This window comes from Stenotrophomonas sp. TWI700 (assembly GCF_039673645.1).
In the GTDB taxonomy this organism is placed as follows: Bacteria; Pseudomonadota; Gammaproteobacteria; order Xanthomonadales; family Xanthomonadaceae; genus Stenotrophomonas; species Stenotrophomonas maltophilia_AA.
In genome coordinates this window covers 297,100-312,424 of sequence record NZ_JBDJMB010000001.1, presented here as the reverse complement: position 1 = coordinate 312,424, position 15,325 = coordinate 297,100, and the positions used below count along the sequence as shown (strand labels likewise).

The window sequence follows — 15,325 nt, the reverse complement described above, 5'->3', positions numbered from 1 at the left end:
CAAACCCCGATAGCTGGCCGGCGCCGATACCGAAAATGCGCCTGAGGCGGTACAGTCGCCTGGCAGGTTGTTTTGAAGGGTATTGCCATGCCATATCGAAGAAGGGACATCGCCCCGGGCGTCGGCGAGGGCAAGCGACTGCCGGCCGGCCCGGAGACCCCGGTGTTCTGCCGGGCGCGTGAGTATCCGGCGGGCACGATCATCGCGCTGCATCACCACCCGGACCGCCATCAACTGGTCTACGCCGAATCCGGTGTGCTGGTGGTGCAGGCCGGGGCAGGGCGCTGGGTGGTACCCAGCACGCGCGCGATCTGGATTCCGGCCGGCATGGGGCACAAGGTCAGCTGCATCGGCGCGGTCGGCATGCGCAGCCTGTACATCCTGCCGCAGGCGATCGCCCAGCCGCCGGCCAGCGCATCGACGGTCTCGGTGACGCCGTTGCTGGCCGCATTGATCCACGCCGCCATGGATGTACCGACGCCCTATCAGGCCCAGTCGCGCAACGGGCGGCTGATGCAGTTGATCCTGGATGAGCTGCAGATGCTGCCGGTGCTGCCGCTGCACCTGCCGCAGCCGACCGACCCGCGCCTGCGGGTGATCGGACAGCAACTGGAATCCACTCCGGAGGATCCGTCCACGCTGCAGGACTGGGCCATCCGCTTGGGCGTGGACGTGAAAACCATCCAGCGCCTGTGTGCGCGCGAACTGGGCATGACCTTCGGGCAATGGCGCCAACAGGCGCGCCTGCTGCGTGCGCTGGAGCAGCTGGCGCACGGTGACAAGGTGATCGACGTGGCGCTCTCGCTGGGCTATGCCAGTCCGAGCGCGTTTACTGCGATGTTCAAGAAGCGCTTCGGGCAGCTGCCGAGTCAGTTTTTTCACTGAAGGCGGCCGCAGGAATCCTCTCCAGGAACAGCTGGAGACCTTGCTGGAAGGCGGCGGACTCCATCGCCTCGGACCGCTTCGGAATCCAGTAGGCCTTGCCACGGCGATGCAGCGTGGCGCAGGCGATGCGATGGAAGTGCTCGGTTTCGGCCGCGTGCACGATCTCGGTCCAAGCCAACGTCACCGGATGCTGAGGGTCGCGGCCCAGGCGGAAGCCGTGGTCATCGAAGCGGAGCACGTAGTTGCCTTCCTGCGACGCCAGACGTGTGCGCAATGTGACCCCGGCCAAGCGCAGGCTGAGCGCACCCAGACGGCCGGCGCGCCTGCCTGCGCGCATCTCGATGCGCCGGTGGAGGGGCGCGAGGAGGCGATCGGCAAGACGCCACAGCGGCAGCGTGAGCAGTGCAAGCACGACCGCAGTGACCATCGTGGTGGATGTCGCATCGCGTTGCAGCAGCAGATACGCGCTGGCCACAGGAAACGGCAGCAACAGCAGAACCTTGAGTGCACCGGGCTGCCCGCGCGCGACCGCATCCAGCAACGCCGCGTCCTTTCGGGCCTCGTGCGCCAAGGCCTCGGCCACGCGCAGCCGGGTCATCGCCGGGGTGAGGGTGTAGTGCAGTTCGACAGGGGTCACGGCAGTCTGGTCTTCGGCAGGAACGCGGTCGCCAGCCCGAGCAGTGGCAGGTACGAGGTGAAGTGGTAGACCCACACCAGGCCGTGCACGTCGGCCAGATTGCCCAGCCCCGCGGCACCGATGCCGCCGATGCCGAACATCAGGCCGAACATCAGCCCCGAGACCATGCCCACGCGCCCCGGCACGGCTTCCTGCGCATACACCACGAGCGCCGCGAACGCCGAGGACATCACCAGCCCGATCACCACCGCCAGCACGGCCGTGCCCATCAGGTTGGCATAGGGAAGGGCGATCGCGAACGGGGCCACGCCCAGGAAGGAAATCCAGATCACCGCTTTGCGCCCGATCCGGTCCCCGACCGGACCCCCGATGAAGGTGCCGAGCGCGACCGAGGCCAGGAAGATGAACAGGTAGATCTGGCTCTGCTGCACGCTCAGGCCGAAGCGCTCGATCAGGTAGAAGGTGAAGTAGTTGGTGAACGAGGCGATGTAGACGAACTTGGCGAACATCAGCACCGCGATGACCGCGATCGCCTGGATGACCTTGCCGCGACTCAAGCCGATGCCGTGGCTTTTGGCCAGGCCCTTCATCTTGGCCTGGCCGTGCTGGATGGTCCAACCCGTGAGGCGGAACAGCACGGTGATGGCCAGCGCGGCGGCGAGCATGAACCAGGCGATCGCCCGCTGCCCGTGCGGAATCACGATCGCCGCCGCCAGCAGCGGGCCGATCGCCGAGCCGGTGTTGCCACCCACCTGGAAGGTGGACTGCGCCGTACCGAAGCGACCGCCCGAGGCCATCCGCGCCAAGCGCGAGGCCTCCGGATGGAAGGTGGCCGACCCGATGCCGACCACCGCCGCGGCGACAAGCAGCATTTCGTAACGGGTCGCCGTGGCCATCAGGGCGATGCCGACGAAGGTCGCGATCATGCCGGACGGCAGCAGATAGGGCAGCGGCCGTTTGTCGGTGTACATGCCCACCCAAGGCTGCAGCAGCGAGGCGGTGACCTGGTAGACCAGGGCGATGATGCCGATCTGCCCGAAGGTCAGCGAGAACTGGGCCTTGAACATCGGATAGACCGCCGGCAGCACCGCCTGGATCATGTCGTTGAGCAGGTGCGCGAAGGCGGCGGCGCCGACGATGCGGATCGCGAAGCCCTGGTTCGGCGCGGGGCTGAGCGGTTCGGCGGGAATGACGGGGGCGGCAGCGTTTTCAGGGGTCATGGGAGCACGATCGGGAACGTGGGTTAGCCACGGGGTTGGGCCAGAAAGCGTGCCCCGTGGCGCGAAACAGGACGCCAAGCGTAGGCCGGAGGGGATGCCCCGTCTCTCGCGAATTGGGCGGTGCTCGTCGCGATTAGGACATGGGCGTTGCGGCTCCCCCGGCTACCCGGCTGCGGGCGCCCGGAACGATGGGGCGTCCAATGGCAGGTTTTCCTCGATCACCCTCAGCGCGCCCAGCAGCAGCGTGTGCATGCCCCACCCGAACTCCGCCTCGATTTCGGCTTCATCCGCAGCACGTTCCTCGGCCGACAGGCCGGCGTACAGGGTGTCCGCCACCGCGATGCAATGGAAGGCAAGCGTGGACAGCAACCAACGCGCGCGGTCCGTGGGCAGGCCGTACGCCGCGGCGACCTGGTTCTGATGGTCGGCAATCTTCGCCCGCATCGGCGCAGTGGCGGCGGAGCGACGGATCAGATGTGGCGCGAGCCCGGGGTGCGCACGCACGAGATCGCGCAGCGAGGCGATGAAGTGCACCAGGTAGTCGGCCAACGGCTGCGGCGGCTGCGCATCCGCGCGGGGCAGGGGCCAGCGGCCGAAGATCTCCTCGGCCACCAGCTGCTTGAGCGCTTCCAGGCTCGGCACGTGTTTGTACAGCGCCATATGAGTGACGCCCAGGGCACCCGCCACCCCGACGAAGGTCAGGGCGGGCAGCCCGAGCGCGATGCCGGCGTCAGCGATGCGTTCCCGCGTGATCGTTCGGGGGCGGCCCCGGGAGGGCGGCACTGCGGAAGTACTCATCCATCTGTCCTCGAAATACGGCGTGCGTTCGCACGAAGCGGCGCACTTGCACAGTTAGTTTATACCGATGATACTAATAACGTGACGCGGCCTTGCGTACTGCGCAGGATGCCATCGCGGGCGAGGCTTTCGCCGCCCGTGCGCGTTTCCCCACAGCCAGGTTTCCACCCAGCCAGACACCCCTCTGATCGTCTTGATCGGCACTCGCCCTCGTCCCTGTTGGACAGCGGTGTGTGGCTGCGCATTTCCTCTGAAAGGACCTGGCATGACCCCGCGTGATCCCCGTCGTACCTTCCCCGTTGCCGCCCACATCGGCAATGCCCGGCCTGTCCATCAGCCGCGTCGCCCCAACGCTTCGCCACTGACGCTGCTCCTTGGCCTGGCCGGCTGTGTCCTGGCACCGATGCCCTCCGCGCTCGCCCAGGCGCTCGCCGATGGTGCGCGAAGTGATGGTGCCAGCAGCGTCTCGACGCTGCCCTCGATCACCGTGCGGGAGGAACGCGCGGCAGCTACGGATACCTACGCCGGGGGGCAGGTCGCTACCGGCGGGCGGGTCGGGCTGCTGGGCGACAAGGACTTCATGGACACGCCCTTCAGCACCATCAGCTACACCGATGCGTTCATCGAGGACCGGCAGGCGCGGGACATCACGGATGTCATCGCCGCGACCGACCCGACCGTCTTCAGCAATGGCGTCACCGGTGCATGGAGCGAGAATTACTCGATCCGCGGGTATGCCTCCAGCACCAGCGACATGACCATCAACGGGCTGTTCGGCATGGCGCCGTACTACCGCACCTCGCCGGAGATGTTCGAGCGGATCGAAGTGCTGAAGGGGCCGTCCGCACTGCTCAATGGCATGCCGCCAGGTGGTTCCGTCGGTGGCGCGGTGAATCTCATTCCCAAGCGGGCCGGGAGCCAACCGCTCACGCGCATCAGCGCCAACTACGCCTCCGACGCACAGTTCGGCGGGCACCTCGATGCAGGCCGACGGCTGGGCAGCGACCAGCAGTTCGGCATCCGTTTCAATGCGGCCTACCGGGATGGCGAGGGCGCGGTACGCAGGCAGGACAAGACGGTTCAGCTGGGCGCGCTGGGGCTGGATTGGCGCGGCGAGCGCACGCGGCTGTTCGCCGACCTGTACCGCGCCGACGACACGGTGCACGGCCCGGCGCGAGGCGTGGGTCTGGCCGCGGGCCTGGCCGTGCCACGCCCACCACGCAATGACGTGCTGATCAACCCGGACTGGGCGATCGTTGAATCCCGGGACAAGGGCGCGATCGTGCGCGGCGAGGTCGATCTCAATGACCGGATCATGGCCTATGCCGCGTACGGCATCAGCGAAACGAACTACCAGTACAACGGTTCGATTTCGGCCCTGATCCTCAACGAGGCCGGCGACTTCCGGACCACCATCGGTCAACTCGCCTTCGATCTGAAGAAGCAGTCGGCGGCGATCGGGGTACAAGGCAAGCACACCACCGGCAGTGTCGGTCACCAGTGGGCGGTGAACGCCACGCACTACGTGCACGAGCAGGATGACTATGGCCGTCGTAGCGTGCCCGGTGCCGATTGGGTGACCAATCTCTACCATCCGGCCTGGGGGCCGGCCGCCCCGTTCGTGGCGCCGCACATCTCACACACCGAGCTGCGCCTGGACAGCATCGGCATCGCCGATACGATGTCGTTCGCGGCGGACCGCCTGCAGGTGACGCTCGGGGTGCGCCGCCAGCAGGTGGTCAGCGATACCTTCAGCGTGGCCACGGGCGCACGCACATCGCGCTATGACGAGAGCGCCACCACGCCCGCTGCTGCAATCCTGCTGAAGTTCAGCAGCACGGTGGCCGGCTATGCCAACTACATCGAAGGCCTGAGCCAGGGCACCACCGCGCCGATGACCGCGGCCAATGCCGGGGATGTGTTCGAGCCCTACAAAACGCGGCAGAAGGAACTGGGTCTCAAGGTGGACCTGGGGCGGTTCGCCCATACCTTCAGCCTGTTCGAGATCACCCGTCCGAGCAGCTACACCGATCCGGTGACCAACGTGTTCTCGTTCGGAGGCGAGCAGCGCAACCGTGGGCTGGAATGGGGCTTCTTCGGCGCACCGGTGGACAGCGTGCGCCTGATGGGCGGCGTGTCGGTGGTGGATCCGAAGGTGACGCGCACTCTGGATGCCCGCAACCAGGGCAAGGCCGCGACGGGTGTGCCGAAGCAGCAGGGCAAGGTGGGGGCGGAGTGGGACGTGCCAGGCGTGCAGGGCGTGACCGTCACCGCGAACGCCACGGCCGTGTCGAAACAGTACATCAGTGCCGACAACACGTTGTGGGCAGCCGGGCGGACGCTGTATGACGTGGGCGCGCGGTACACCACCACGGTCGCGGACACATCCGTGACCCTGCGCGCGGCCGTCAACAACCTGACCAACAAGGCGTACTGGGGCATGCCGCTGCTCTCGAGCCTGGCCCTGGGGGCGCCGCGCACGTATCTGCTCTCGGCGACAGTGGACTTCTGAGTCACGGATCGTCCTGCCATTGCATAATCAACCGGCCGCCGGAGGGCGGTCACTCGATTGCAGGAGGCAGGACAGGATGGTGCCGATCAGAACACTCGTTGTGGCGCTGCTGCTCTTCAGTGCCACCACCTGGGCGAAAGCACCGGACGAACCCGTGCTGGCCGAACAGATCTTCACCCGCTGGCTGGCCGCTTACAACGCAGGTGACAGCCAGGAATTGCAGGCGGTGTTGTCGACCTACGGGATCGACCACGCCGCGCAGCGGTATCTGGACATCCGCGAGACTTTCGGCCCGTTCGATGTGCTGACCAGAACGCTGGACACGCCCGATGCCATTGCGGCCATCGTGCGTGGCACATCGAGCGATCGTGGTGTACTGATCACCGTGGCTATTGACCCGGCGAACAGGCCGCGGCTCAAGACACTGCAGCTGGAGGGGGTTGAGATAGCCGACGCGTTCAAGCCGAAGCGCCTTGAGATGCCTGCGCTTCTCGCGCAGAGCCGCGCGCGACTGGACGCCCTGCAGGCACAGGGCAAGCTATCCGGCAGTTTCCTGCTGGCGAAGGACGGCACGGTGCTGATGGCATGGCAGGGGGGCATGGCCGATCGCGAGCAGGGTGTGCCGGTCGATGCCGCCACGAAGTTCAGACTGGCCTCGTTGAACAAGATGTTCACCGCGGTGGCGATCCTGCAGCTGGCGGAGGCGGGCAAACTCTCGCTGGACGACACCATCGCACGGCACCTCAAGGGCTACCCGAATCAGGCCGTTGCCACTGCCGTTACCATCAGGCAGTTGCTCAACCACACCAGTGGCCTGGGCGAGATCTTCGACGAGGCCTTCGAAACACGGAAAGCGTCGCTCAAGACGCTGTCCGATTATTGGGGCGTCTATGGCACCGCGGCACCGGCCTTCACGCCCGGAACGCAGGACCAGTACTCCAACTACGGCTACATCCTGCTCGGCTCGATCATCGAGGCTGCATCGGGGCACTCCTACGACGCCTATGTTGAACAGCACATCTTTGATCCAGCGGGCATGGCATCGACGGGATCGGCGCCCGAGGCGACCCTGGTTCGAGGCCGCGCGGTGCCCTACACGCTGAGTGACGGCCAGTGGGTGCGGGAGACCAAGACGCTGCCGTTGCGTGGCACCTCGGCGGGCGGGGGTTACAGCACGGCCGACGATCTGCTCCGGTTCGCCGAGGCACTGCGCAGTGGCCGGTTGATCCCGCCCGCGGCATTGCAGGCTGCCACTTCGCCGCAGAATACCAAAGGCTGGTACGGCTATGGATTCATGGTGAGCGGCAAGGGCGGGCAACGCCAGTACGGCCACGAGGGCGGGGCGCCGGGTGCGAATGCCGCACTCATCGTGCTGCCCAGCCAGGGCTACGTAGTGATCGGATTGAGCAATGTCGATCCGGATGCGATGGAGAACGTGGTCAATTTCGTCGGCAACCGTCTGCCGCTGTAACGCGGTCGCCTCAGCGCCAGCCCAGCAGCACCGGCAGCGACGACGCCAGCAACGCAACCCCCGAGACCGTCAGCAGACTCAGCACGATCTGCCGGAACCGCACGTCACTGATGCCGATGTACAGGCGCGTGCCCAGAAGCGTAGGAATCAACATGGCCGGCGCGACGATGGCGAACATCGGCAGCATCTCGCGGGTGACGATGCCGCTGCCGACATAGGTGCCCATGGTGACCAGCAGCATCGACAGATTGAAGTTCTGCACGATGGAGCGCTGCACATCGCGCTCGTAGCCGCGCAGCGTGCACCACAGTGTCGGCAGCGTGCCGGTGAAACCGCCCAGCCCACCCATGATGCCGCCGGCAAACCCGACCACGCCATCCGCTGCGCGCCCGCCCGCGGTGACACGTGGCAGCTGGCGGGACAGCAGCATGGCCGGGCACCACAGCACCAGCAGGGTGCCAAGGATGGCCTTGAGCCAGTTCATGTCGAGCATCGGCAGCAGGTAGACGCCCAGCGGAATCCCGGCCAGTCCGCCCAGAACGAAGGGCAGCAGGGTCTTCAGATTGAAGCCGCGGCGCACAGTGAACGCCGCCAGCAGCTGGCCGGTCAGGGCGCCAAACACCGAGAGGGTAGCGGCGAGCTTCGGGTCCAGCACCCACGCCCAGAAAGAGAGCGCCACCAGCCCGAACGCGAAGCCCGAGAGTCCCTGCACAAAGCCCGCCACGATGGCGCCCAGCGCCACCACCAGGTAGATCGAATCCACTACGTCTCCTTACTGGCGGTCTGCGAACGCATCCGTCGCGCGCACCAGGGCATCGGCGGTCGCCGGTTCCATCGCGCTGTGGCCGGACAGCACCATCTGCAGCGAGGCCTCCGGCCAGGCACAGGCCAGGTCCCACGCGCTGCGTGCCGGGCAGATGATGTCGTAGCGGCCCTGCACGATCACGCCCGGCAGATGCCGGATGCGGTCGACATCACGCAGCAGCTGCCCATGATCGAGGAAGGCGTGGTTGCGGAAGTAGTGTGCCTCGATGCGCGCCTTGGCCAGCGTGTGCAGCGGGTCATCCCCGGACACCGCATCGACGTCGTGCGCCAGGGTCGCGGCATGATCTTCCCAGCCGAGCCAGGCCTGCGCCGCGGCGATGCGCGTCGCCTGGTCGGGGCTGTCCAGCCGTCGCCAGTACGCCTCGATCATTTCGCCGCGCTCGTCTTCGGGGATATGCGCCTCGTAGCGCGCCCAACGTTCCGGGAACACCCAGCGTGCACCGCCATCGGCCTCGGCGAACCAGCGGTTTTCCTCGGCACGGCCGAGATACACGCCCCGCACGATCACGCCCGTCGCGCGGTCCGGATGGGCCTGCGCATAGGCCAGCGCCAACGTGGACCCCCACGAGCCACCAAACACCAGCCAGCGCTCGATGCCGAGCAGGGTGCGGATGATCTCGACGTCGGCCACCAGGTGCTGGGTAGTGTTGTCACGCAGCTCACCGAACGGCGTGGAGCGGCCGCTGCCGCGCTGGTCGATCAGCACGATGCGGTAGCGCGCCGGATCGAAGAAGCGCCGATGGACCGGCGATACGCCTGCGCCCGGGCCGCCGTGCAGGAACACCACCGGGATGCCGTCCGGGTTGCCGCACTCCTCGACGAACAGGATATGCAGGGCATCGACCGGCACCTGATGCGTGCGGAAGGGCGTGATCGCGGGGTAGAGCGTGCGCATGGGGGCGTCCTACGGAAAACTGACGCCACATGATACCGCCCGGGTTCGTCGAGACGCGCCCGTGACGCGTCACAAGGGTGGCGGGCTGTCCCTGTCGCGCTGCACCCGTGTCCGATAGGCACCCACATTGTCACCCCGGATGCGTCTCTCCTGCGTCCCTGTCACGGTATCGACCTTGCGGTCCGCGCCCGTCACCGGCTTGGCTTCGATGGTCGTTTCATGCTCGAACGCATGCGACTTGTCGGTGTTGCGGTAGTACCGGTACAACGCCCAGTACAACGCCGTCGCACCGGCCGGGCCGGCGGCAAGCAACCAGAGTCCACTGTCATCGCTCATGAGGCAGCTACCAGGAAGAAGAGAACGAGGGCTTCAATGATCGTGCCGGTGGTGAGCGCCGCCAGCAGCAGCTTCCACTGCTGCACGGGCACGCTGCCCATGGTTTCACCGGTGCGGCCATTCACCGCGATGTAGTGTAGCATGCCGCCGTTGCGGCCAGGCTGGTGATACGAGTAAAGCCACACGGGCAGGTACATCGACACCCAGCGGGTACCGTGCACATCCACGCGCTCGCGCTCCCAGCGCACACCGCGATCGTAGCGGCGCACCGAGCCCTCGACCTGTGCACGGGCGATCGACAACAGCTGGTCTTCCAGGCGCGGCCGCAGCTTCTCCACGTCGAGGTTGCGCTTTTCCGAGGTGAATCCCGCCAGATACGAGGCGTTCCACTTCAGCGCGTTCTTGGTATCGAACGGGAGGATCGCGTTGATGATGTTGTTGGTGTTGGCCTGCGTATCCAGGTTGCCGCGTTCGGCCGAAGATTCCATGGTGAGATCGTCCACGGTGAAATCCACCTGGCGATCCACCTGGTAGACGTCCGCGTCGTAGTAGGTCTGCTTGTTCTTCTCGGTGCCGCGCGTGTACTGCCGGGTCTGGATCTCGCCCTTGCCGGACACGCTGGCGCTGACGTTGCTGTCCACGATCATGTAGGGCAGGTAGACGCCGGTGACGTTCTCCGGCGTGAACTGGTCCTTGAACGCCTTGAGCGCGAACAGGCGGCGCTTGTCCACGAACTGGCGGATCCGCGCGACGGCATCGTCCTTGCTGATATGGAACGGCAGCACCGCATCGGGCACCGCACCATTGGAAATCTGCTCGTTGACCCCGAACACATGGCGGCACCAGTGGCAGCGCGCCGTCATCGTGCTCTCGGTGTTGATGGTGACTTCGGCACCGCAGCCGGTGCATTTGAAGCTCATCAGGCTGGCGGTATCGGCCTCGATGTCGCGCGCACCCGAGGCGACGACCGTGCCGCGCAATTCGCCGATGCCTTCGCCGAACCCGAAGGCCTCCTCCACGCGGTCGCCATGCCATTCGTGACGGCAGAACTGGCAGACCAGCACGTCGCTGCCCAGCTTGAGACGGATATCGCTGGAGCCGCATTTCGGGCAGCGGTTGAGGCCGTCCTTGAGCTCGACCGCCGAGGTGTCCAGCGCGACCGGGTCGGGCGCCTGCACCTCATCGCGGATGGGCTGGGGCAGTGTCTCCGGGTCCAGTGGAAAACCGCCGGGCAGGGGTGGCACGTCCCGGGGCGAGCCCGGGCCGGTGACCGGTGCTGCCGGGGAAGGCGGCAACGGCGGCGGAACCGCCGGGATCGGCGGTGGGATCTTGGGGTCGGACATGGTGTCGGTGCGCTCGGTGTCTTACAGCCCCAGCGCCTTGGCCTTGAGCGTGTCGTAGTCGTCCTGGGTGATCAGGCCGAGGTCCAGCATCTCCTTGGCCTTCTTCAGCTTGGCGACCGGATCGTCCGCTGCCGGAGCGACCGGCTGCTGCATGCCACCGACCCCGAGCATGCCCGAGGCCATGCCCACGCCGACCAGGCCCGCCGCGCCGCCGTTCTCACCGGCCGACTGGATGCCCTGGGCCACGCTGGCCTGCAGGTTGGAATTGCCGCGCGAGCCGGCCAGGGCATCGGCGCGCTGCACGGTCTTGAGCAGTTCGCGGGTGTTGGCGTCGTACTCGATCGAGACGATGGCGGTCTTGACGATGGCCAGGCCACGATCGGACTTCCACTGGTAGCCCTGCTCGACGGCAGCGGACAGGCTCTGCGCGAAGCCCAGCGAATCCTGCTGCAGCTTGGTGATGCGGTTGCCCTTGCCGGGATCGTTCGTATACAGGCTGAAGGCCGGGGCCAGCGAGCCGACCACTTCATTGAACAGCTGGCTGGCGGCGGCGTTGTCCAGATCGGTGAAATCGAACACCTGGCCCGGCTGCAGGTAGCTGGCCGGCACGAAATTCTTCACGAACAGGATCGGATCGACGATCTTCAGCGTGTACGAGCCGCGCGTGACCGCGCCGACCTGGGTGCCGAGGAAGCCGTCGTCCCAGTAGATTTCGGACTGCGTACCGAAGCGGTTGTCCGGCAGTTCCTTCAGCGAGACGAAGAAGGCCGCCTGCTGCGAGCCCGGCTGGCCGCCGAACTTGAAGCGCTCCCAGCTCTGCTTGATCAGGGGGCTGACGAAGCCGTCGCCGGCGAAGATCGACTGCGAATTGGCATCGTCCGAGCGCCACTCGTAGCCGCCCGGTTCGGCGACGAAGCCGGTGATCGCGCCGTCCTGGAACAGCAGCAGGCCATAGCCTTCCGGAACGACGATCTTCGAGCCGTTGGTGATGATGTTCGAGGAGGCGCTGGTGTTCGACCCGCGGCCGGCATTGGTGCCGCGCGGCACGGCCGCGAACAGCGCTGCCGTGGAGGGCAGGCCCGTCGGCACGGTGTAGAAGTCCTTCCACTGGTCGGCCAGAACGCCACCGACTGCCCCTGCCACTGCCTGACGAAGACCCATGACCCGCTCCCTGTAATTCGTGGCCGGACACCGTGCCCGCCATGCTCGGCTGACTATATCAGCAGCCAGGGCACCGGCAGGAGGCGCCTGCATCCAATCCGCCCCGTTGCCCGTACAACCGGCCATGAACCCCAAGTCGCCGATCGCCCGGAAGTGGCCTACGATGGACGCCGACCCCTCTGCTGCAAGGTTGACGCCTTTCGAGGCGGCCCGGATGAGTGCCATTCCCGCGCAACACACTGCGGAGCTGAAGACCTGGGCTGCGGATGTGGCCGCGGTGGCGGGCGCGCGTGACCGTGAGTGTTTCATGCGCATCTACGACCACTTCATGCCGCGCCTGTGCCGGTACCTCAGTGGACTGGGAGCGCCTCAGACGGTGGCGGAGGACCTCGCCCAGGAGGTGCTGCTGAAACTGTGGAACCGCGCCGATCTCTACGACCCGTCCCGGAGCGGCCTGGGCACCTGGCTGTACCGGATCGCCCGCAACCTGCATATCGACCGCGTGCGGCGGGAACACATCTGGGTGCATGCCCACGAGGTGGTCGAGCAGGCTGCCGAGCAGGATGACGGCAGAGGCTCCCTTGCCGAGCTGCACACCGAGCACGTCCGGCTCAAGCAACGGCTGGACGAGCTTTCCGCCACACAGGCACGGCTGATCCGGATGTCGTACTTCGAAGCAAAGACCCATTCCGAGATCGCCGAGGAATTGAACATGCCCCTGGGAACGGTCAAATCACACATCCGGCGGGCGTTCCTGCAACTGCAGTCGCTGATGGGAGAGAAGCGGTGAATCCTCGCCACCACCTGGATCCGGCCACCGTGCTCGCGTTTGCGACCGGCACGCTGGCAGCGGAGATGTCCGTGGTTGCTGCCGCGCACCTGGAGTCCTGCCCCCAGTGCCGGGAGCAGCTGCGCTCGGCCGAGCGCCTGGGCGGGATGCTGCTTGAGCAGCAAGGGTCGCCACCAGCGGAAGAAGATCGGCAGGCGGCGCTGCGGGAGGCAATGCTGGGCAGGCTGGATGCGCCGACGCCGCCCGCGGTGGCGCCGGTTGAGGTCGAGCGCAGCCGGGTGGGCACGCACGATCCGGATCGGCTGCCTTCCGCGCTTGCACCGCATTTCGGGACGTCTTACCGCTCGCTCAAATGGCGGTGGATGGCGCCGGGTGTGCACTGCATCCGCGCCCCGGACCTGCCGTCGCTGATCATGCTGAAGATCGCGCCCGGTAAATGCCTGCCCATGCACAGCCATGGCAACAGCGAGCTGACCCAGATCCTCCGTGGTGCCTATGACGATTCACTGGGGCACTTCGCACCGGGCGATGTGGCCGATCTGGACAGTGAGGTCGAACATCAGCCGGTGACCACCCCCGGGGTGGCGTGCATCTGCGTTTCAGCGCTGGATGCGCCTCTGGTCTTCAGTGGCTGGTTCGCCCGCAAGCTGCAGCAGGTGTTCAAGCTCTGACGTCCGCGCCCTGTTCGAACACCTGCCTCACCGCAGCCGGGGACATGGGCCGCGCAAGCAGGTAGCCTTGGATTTCGTCGATCCCCATGTCGGCCAGAACGTCCATCTGCGCTTCCTGCTCGACGCCTTCGGCCACCGTCAGATAGCCCAGCTCATGGGCCAGATGATGGATGGCGGACACCTTGGCGCGTGCGCGCCGATTGTCGGCGATGCCATCGATCAGCGACTTGTCCAGCTTTACGGTGTGGATCGGGAGGTCTGACAGGTAGCTGAAGTTGCTGTAGCCACTGCCAAAGTCATCAATCGCCACCTTGATGCCGGCCTCCGCCATCGCCGCGATGTGGTCGATCGCCGGTGACCCCGGACGCAGCCATTCGCCCTCGGTGATCTCCAGTTCGATCATCGAGAACGGCAGCGCCCTTTGCTCGAGCTTGCTGCGGATGTCATGCCATGCCGAGGCGTTGGACAGATAACTGCTGGACAGATTGATCGAGACCGGAATGTCCTGTCCCTGAGCGCGCCACGCTTGGACTTGATCCAGCGCAGTGTCCAGCACCCAGGTGGTCACCTCGTCCATCAATGCGGTCCGCTCGAAGACCGGAATGAACTCGCCCGGGTTGATCGGCCCCAGGGTGGGGTGGCTCCAGCGGATCAAGGCTTCTGCCGAGACGGGGCGCCGACCGTCGAGGGTGAAACGGGGCTGGTAGTCGAGATGGAAGTCACCGTTCTGCAGCCCGCGCTCGGCATCCGAGGCCAGCCGGTAGGCGCGGTGCATCCGTTCGTCGCGTTGTTCGGAGTACCAGCAAAGCGCCTGGCGAGCGTCGAACGCGCCCTGCATGCTGACCAGCAGTCGTCGCAGCACGTCGTGACTGTCGTGCTCATCCGCATCGACGGCACAGATGCCGGCATGGAAGCGGGGGGACATCGGTACCGCGGCAGCCATCAGCGGGCGCAGCATTCGCGTCCTCAGCTCCAGGACCAGGCTCTCGACATGGCCTGCCGTCGGCATGTCGACCACGAACGCGAACCGGGTCACCCCGACGTGGTACACCGTTGCAACGTCCTCCAGCGCGGTGCGCAGACGGACGCCGGCACGCCGGATCAGTGCTTCCAACGGGCGCAGCCCCAGCACTTGGCCCACCTGGTTGGCGCGCGGAATATCCAGCACGTCCACCGCGACGGCGTAAGCCCTTCCATCCGCACAGCGGGAGAGAATGCCCGGCAGATCCGCATGAAACTGGTGCCGGCTGGGCAGGCCACTGACCGGATCGAGGTTGCCGGAGAGGTTGCGCAGCTCCAGTTGTGCGATCACCAGCTCCGCCAAGGTGGCCAACTGTTCCTGATCGCGCGGGTCAAAGGTGCGCGGACGAGTGTCCATGACGCACAGCGCACCGATGGCGACGCCATTCTTGGCTACCAGCGGGGCGCCCGCATAGAAACGCAGGTGGGGACTGTGGGTCACCAGCGGGTTGTCCCGGAAACGAGCGTCCTGCTCGAGATCCGGGACGACCAGGACACCGTCGGAGGTGACGGCGTGGGCGCAGATCGACGAACGGATATCGGTCTGCGCCATGGGCAGACCGATCCGGGAAAGGAAGCGCTGCTTCACATCCCCCAGGACCGAGACGAACGCCACCGGCGCGTTGAAGGTGTAGCCAACAAGCGCGGTGAGCCGGTCCAGCGCAGGCAGCGACGCCACGCTGTCGACCTGCATGGCGCTCAGCACCGCGCGTCTTTCATCCAGGGGGGAGGGTGGGGGACTCATGTCGTATCGGAGGGGG

14 protein-coding genes are annotated in these 15,325 nt (G+C 66.4%); 5 read left to right on the top strand and 9 right to left on the bottom strand.

Going from position 1 to position 15,325, the window contains the following annotated elements:
- The first annotated feature begins 87 nt into the window (after positions 1-87).
- Entirely contained in the window at positions 88-885 is a 798-nt protein-coding gene (locus ABE473_RS01325) for a helix-turn-helix transcriptional regulator (protein WP_346488192.1), read from the top strand.
- Here the strand turns inward: ABE473_RS01325 and ABE473_RS01320 are convergent.
- The 3 genes from ABE473_RS01320 to ABE473_RS01310 all read right to left on the bottom strand — a co-directional run bounded on the left by ABE473_RS01320 (position 842) and on the right by ABE473_RS01310 (position 3,540).
- Positions 842-1,522: a hypothetical protein gene (locus tag ABE473_RS01320; RefSeq protein ID WP_346488191.1), complete on the bottom strand. Its 681-nt coding sequence runs from the start codon at positions 1,520-1,522 to the stop codon at positions 842-844. The two genes, ABE473_RS01325 and ABE473_RS01320, sit on opposite strands and share 44 nt — an antisense overlap.
- Positions 1,519-2,742: an MFS transporter gene (locus tag ABE473_RS01315; RefSeq protein ID WP_346488190.1), complete on the bottom strand. Its 1,224-nt coding sequence runs from the start codon at positions 2,740-2,742 to the stop codon at positions 1,519-1,521. Before ABE473_RS01315 ends, ABE473_RS01320 begins: the two co-directional genes overlap by 4 nt.
- 162 nt (positions 2,743-2,904) lie before the next feature.
- Positions 2,905-3,540, bottom strand: a complete 636-nt coding sequence (locus ABE473_RS01310) for a TetR/AcrR family transcriptional regulator (protein WP_346488189.1) — start codon at positions 3,538-3,540, stop codon at positions 2,905-2,907.
- 403 nt (positions 3,541-3,943) lie between these two features.
- On the opposite strand from ABE473_RS01310, the gene ABE473_RS01305 reads away from it, so the two are divergent.
- On the top strand, positions 3,944-6,052 hold the full coding sequence (locus tag ABE473_RS01305; RefSeq protein ID WP_346488286.1) for a TonB-dependent siderophore receptor: 2,109 nt from the start codon (positions 3,944-3,946) through the stop codon (positions 6,050-6,052).
- A gap of 100 nt (positions 6,053-6,152) precedes the next feature.
- The gene (locus ABE473_RS01300; protein ID WP_346488188.1) at positions 6,153-7,523 is read left to right on the top strand and encodes a serine hydrolase domain-containing protein; all 1,371 of its coding nucleotides are present in this window, start codon (positions 6,153-6,155) and stop codon (positions 7,521-7,523) included.
- 10 nt (positions 7,524-7,533) lie between these two features.
- Here ABE473_RS01300 and ABE473_RS01295 read toward each other — a convergent pair whose 3' ends face one another.
- From ABE473_RS01295 to ABE473_RS01275, 5 genes are all read right to left on the bottom strand, one after another.
- Positions 7,534-8,286, bottom strand: a complete 753-nt coding sequence (locus ABE473_RS01295) for a sulfite exporter TauE/SafE family protein (RefSeq protein ID WP_346488187.1) — start codon at positions 8,284-8,286, stop codon at positions 7,534-7,536.
- A gap of 9 nt (positions 8,287-8,295) precedes the next feature.
- Positions 8,296-9,243: a prolyl aminopeptidase gene (pip, locus tag ABE473_RS01290; protein WP_346488186.1), complete on the bottom strand. Its 948-nt coding sequence runs from the start codon at positions 9,241-9,243 to the stop codon at positions 8,296-8,298.
- 69 nt (positions 9,244-9,312) lie between these two features.
- Positions 9,313-9,579, bottom strand: a complete 267-nt coding sequence (locus ABE473_RS01285) for a hypothetical protein (RefSeq protein ID WP_176988869.1) — start codon at positions 9,577-9,579, stop codon at positions 9,313-9,315.
- The gene (locus ABE473_RS01280) at positions 9,576-10,922 is read right to left on the bottom strand and encodes a TFIIB-type zinc ribbon-containing protein (RefSeq protein ID WP_346488185.1); all 1,347 of its coding nucleotides are present in this window, start codon (positions 10,920-10,922) and stop codon (positions 9,576-9,578) included. Before ABE473_RS01280 ends, ABE473_RS01285 begins: the two co-directional genes overlap by 4 nt.
- A 21-nt stretch (positions 10,923-10,943) precedes the next feature.
- Positions 10,944-12,083 (bottom strand): SPFH domain-containing protein, encoded by a 1,140-nt coding sequence (locus ABE473_RS01275; protein ID WP_346488184.1) that lies wholly within the window; start codon positions 12,081-12,083, stop codon positions 10,944-10,946.
- A gap of 163 nt (positions 12,084-12,246) precedes the next feature.
- Here ABE473_RS01275 and ABE473_RS01270 point away from each other — a divergent pair, with 163 nt between their 5' ends.
- Positions 12,247-12,873: a sigma-70 family RNA polymerase sigma factor gene (locus tag ABE473_RS01270; protein WP_346488183.1), complete on the top strand. Its 627-nt coding sequence runs from the start codon at positions 12,247-12,249 to the stop codon at positions 12,871-12,873.
- Positions 12,870-13,544 (top strand): ChrR family anti-sigma-E factor, encoded by a 675-nt coding sequence (locus ABE473_RS01265; RefSeq protein ID WP_346488182.1) that lies wholly within the window; start codon positions 12,870-12,872, stop codon positions 13,542-13,544. Before ABE473_RS01270 ends, ABE473_RS01265 begins: the two co-directional genes overlap by 4 nt.
- On the opposite strand, the gene ABE473_RS01260 is transcribed toward ABE473_RS01265, so the two are convergent.
- On the bottom strand, positions 13,534-15,258 hold the full coding sequence (locus tag ABE473_RS01260; protein ID WP_346488181.1) for an EAL domain-containing protein: 1,725 nt from the start codon (positions 15,256-15,258) through the stop codon (positions 13,534-13,536). The two genes, ABE473_RS01265 and ABE473_RS01260, sit on opposite strands and share 11 nt — an antisense overlap.
- Positions 15,259-15,325: the final 67 nt, after the last annotated feature.

Coding starts and splice junctions, on each gene's coding strand:
- ABE473_RS01260 (WP_346488181.1), bottom strand. CDS start 15,258: ATGCAGGTCGACAGCGTGGCGTCGCTGCCTGCGCTGGACCGGCTCACC.
- ABE473_RS01315 (WP_346488190.1), bottom strand. CDS start 2,742: ATGACCCCTGAAAACGCTGCCGCCCCCGTCATTCCCGCCGAACCGCTC.
- pip (WP_346488186.1), bottom strand. CDS start 9,243: ATGCGCACGCTCTACCCCGCGATCACGCCCTTCCGCACGCATCAGGTG.
- ABE473_RS01310 (WP_346488189.1), bottom strand. CDS start 3,540: ATGAGTACTTCCGCAGTGCCGCCCTCCCGGGGCCGCCCCCGAACGATC.
- ABE473_RS01275 (WP_346488184.1), bottom strand. CDS start 12,083: ATGGGTCTTCGTCAGGCAGTGGCAGGGGCAGTCGGTGGCGTTCTGGCC.
- ABE473_RS01280 (WP_346488185.1), bottom strand. CDS start 10,922: ATGTCCGACCCCAAGATCCCACCGCCGATCCCGGCGGTTCCGCCGCCG.
- ABE473_RS01305 (WP_346488286.1), top strand. CDS start 3,944: ATGCCCTCCGCGCTCGCCCAGGCGCTCGCCGATGGTGCGCGAAGTGAT.
- ABE473_RS01270 (WP_346488183.1), top strand. CDS start 12,247: ATGGACGCCGACCCCTCTGCTGCAAGGTTGACGCCTTTCGAGGCGGCC.
- ABE473_RS01285 (WP_176988869.1), bottom strand. CDS start 9,579: ATGAGCGATGACAGTGGACTCTGGTTGCTTGCCGCCGGCCCGGCCGGT.
- ABE473_RS01325 (WP_346488192.1), top strand. CDS start 88: ATGCCATATCGAAGAAGGGACATCGCCCCGGGCGTCGGCGAGGGCAAG.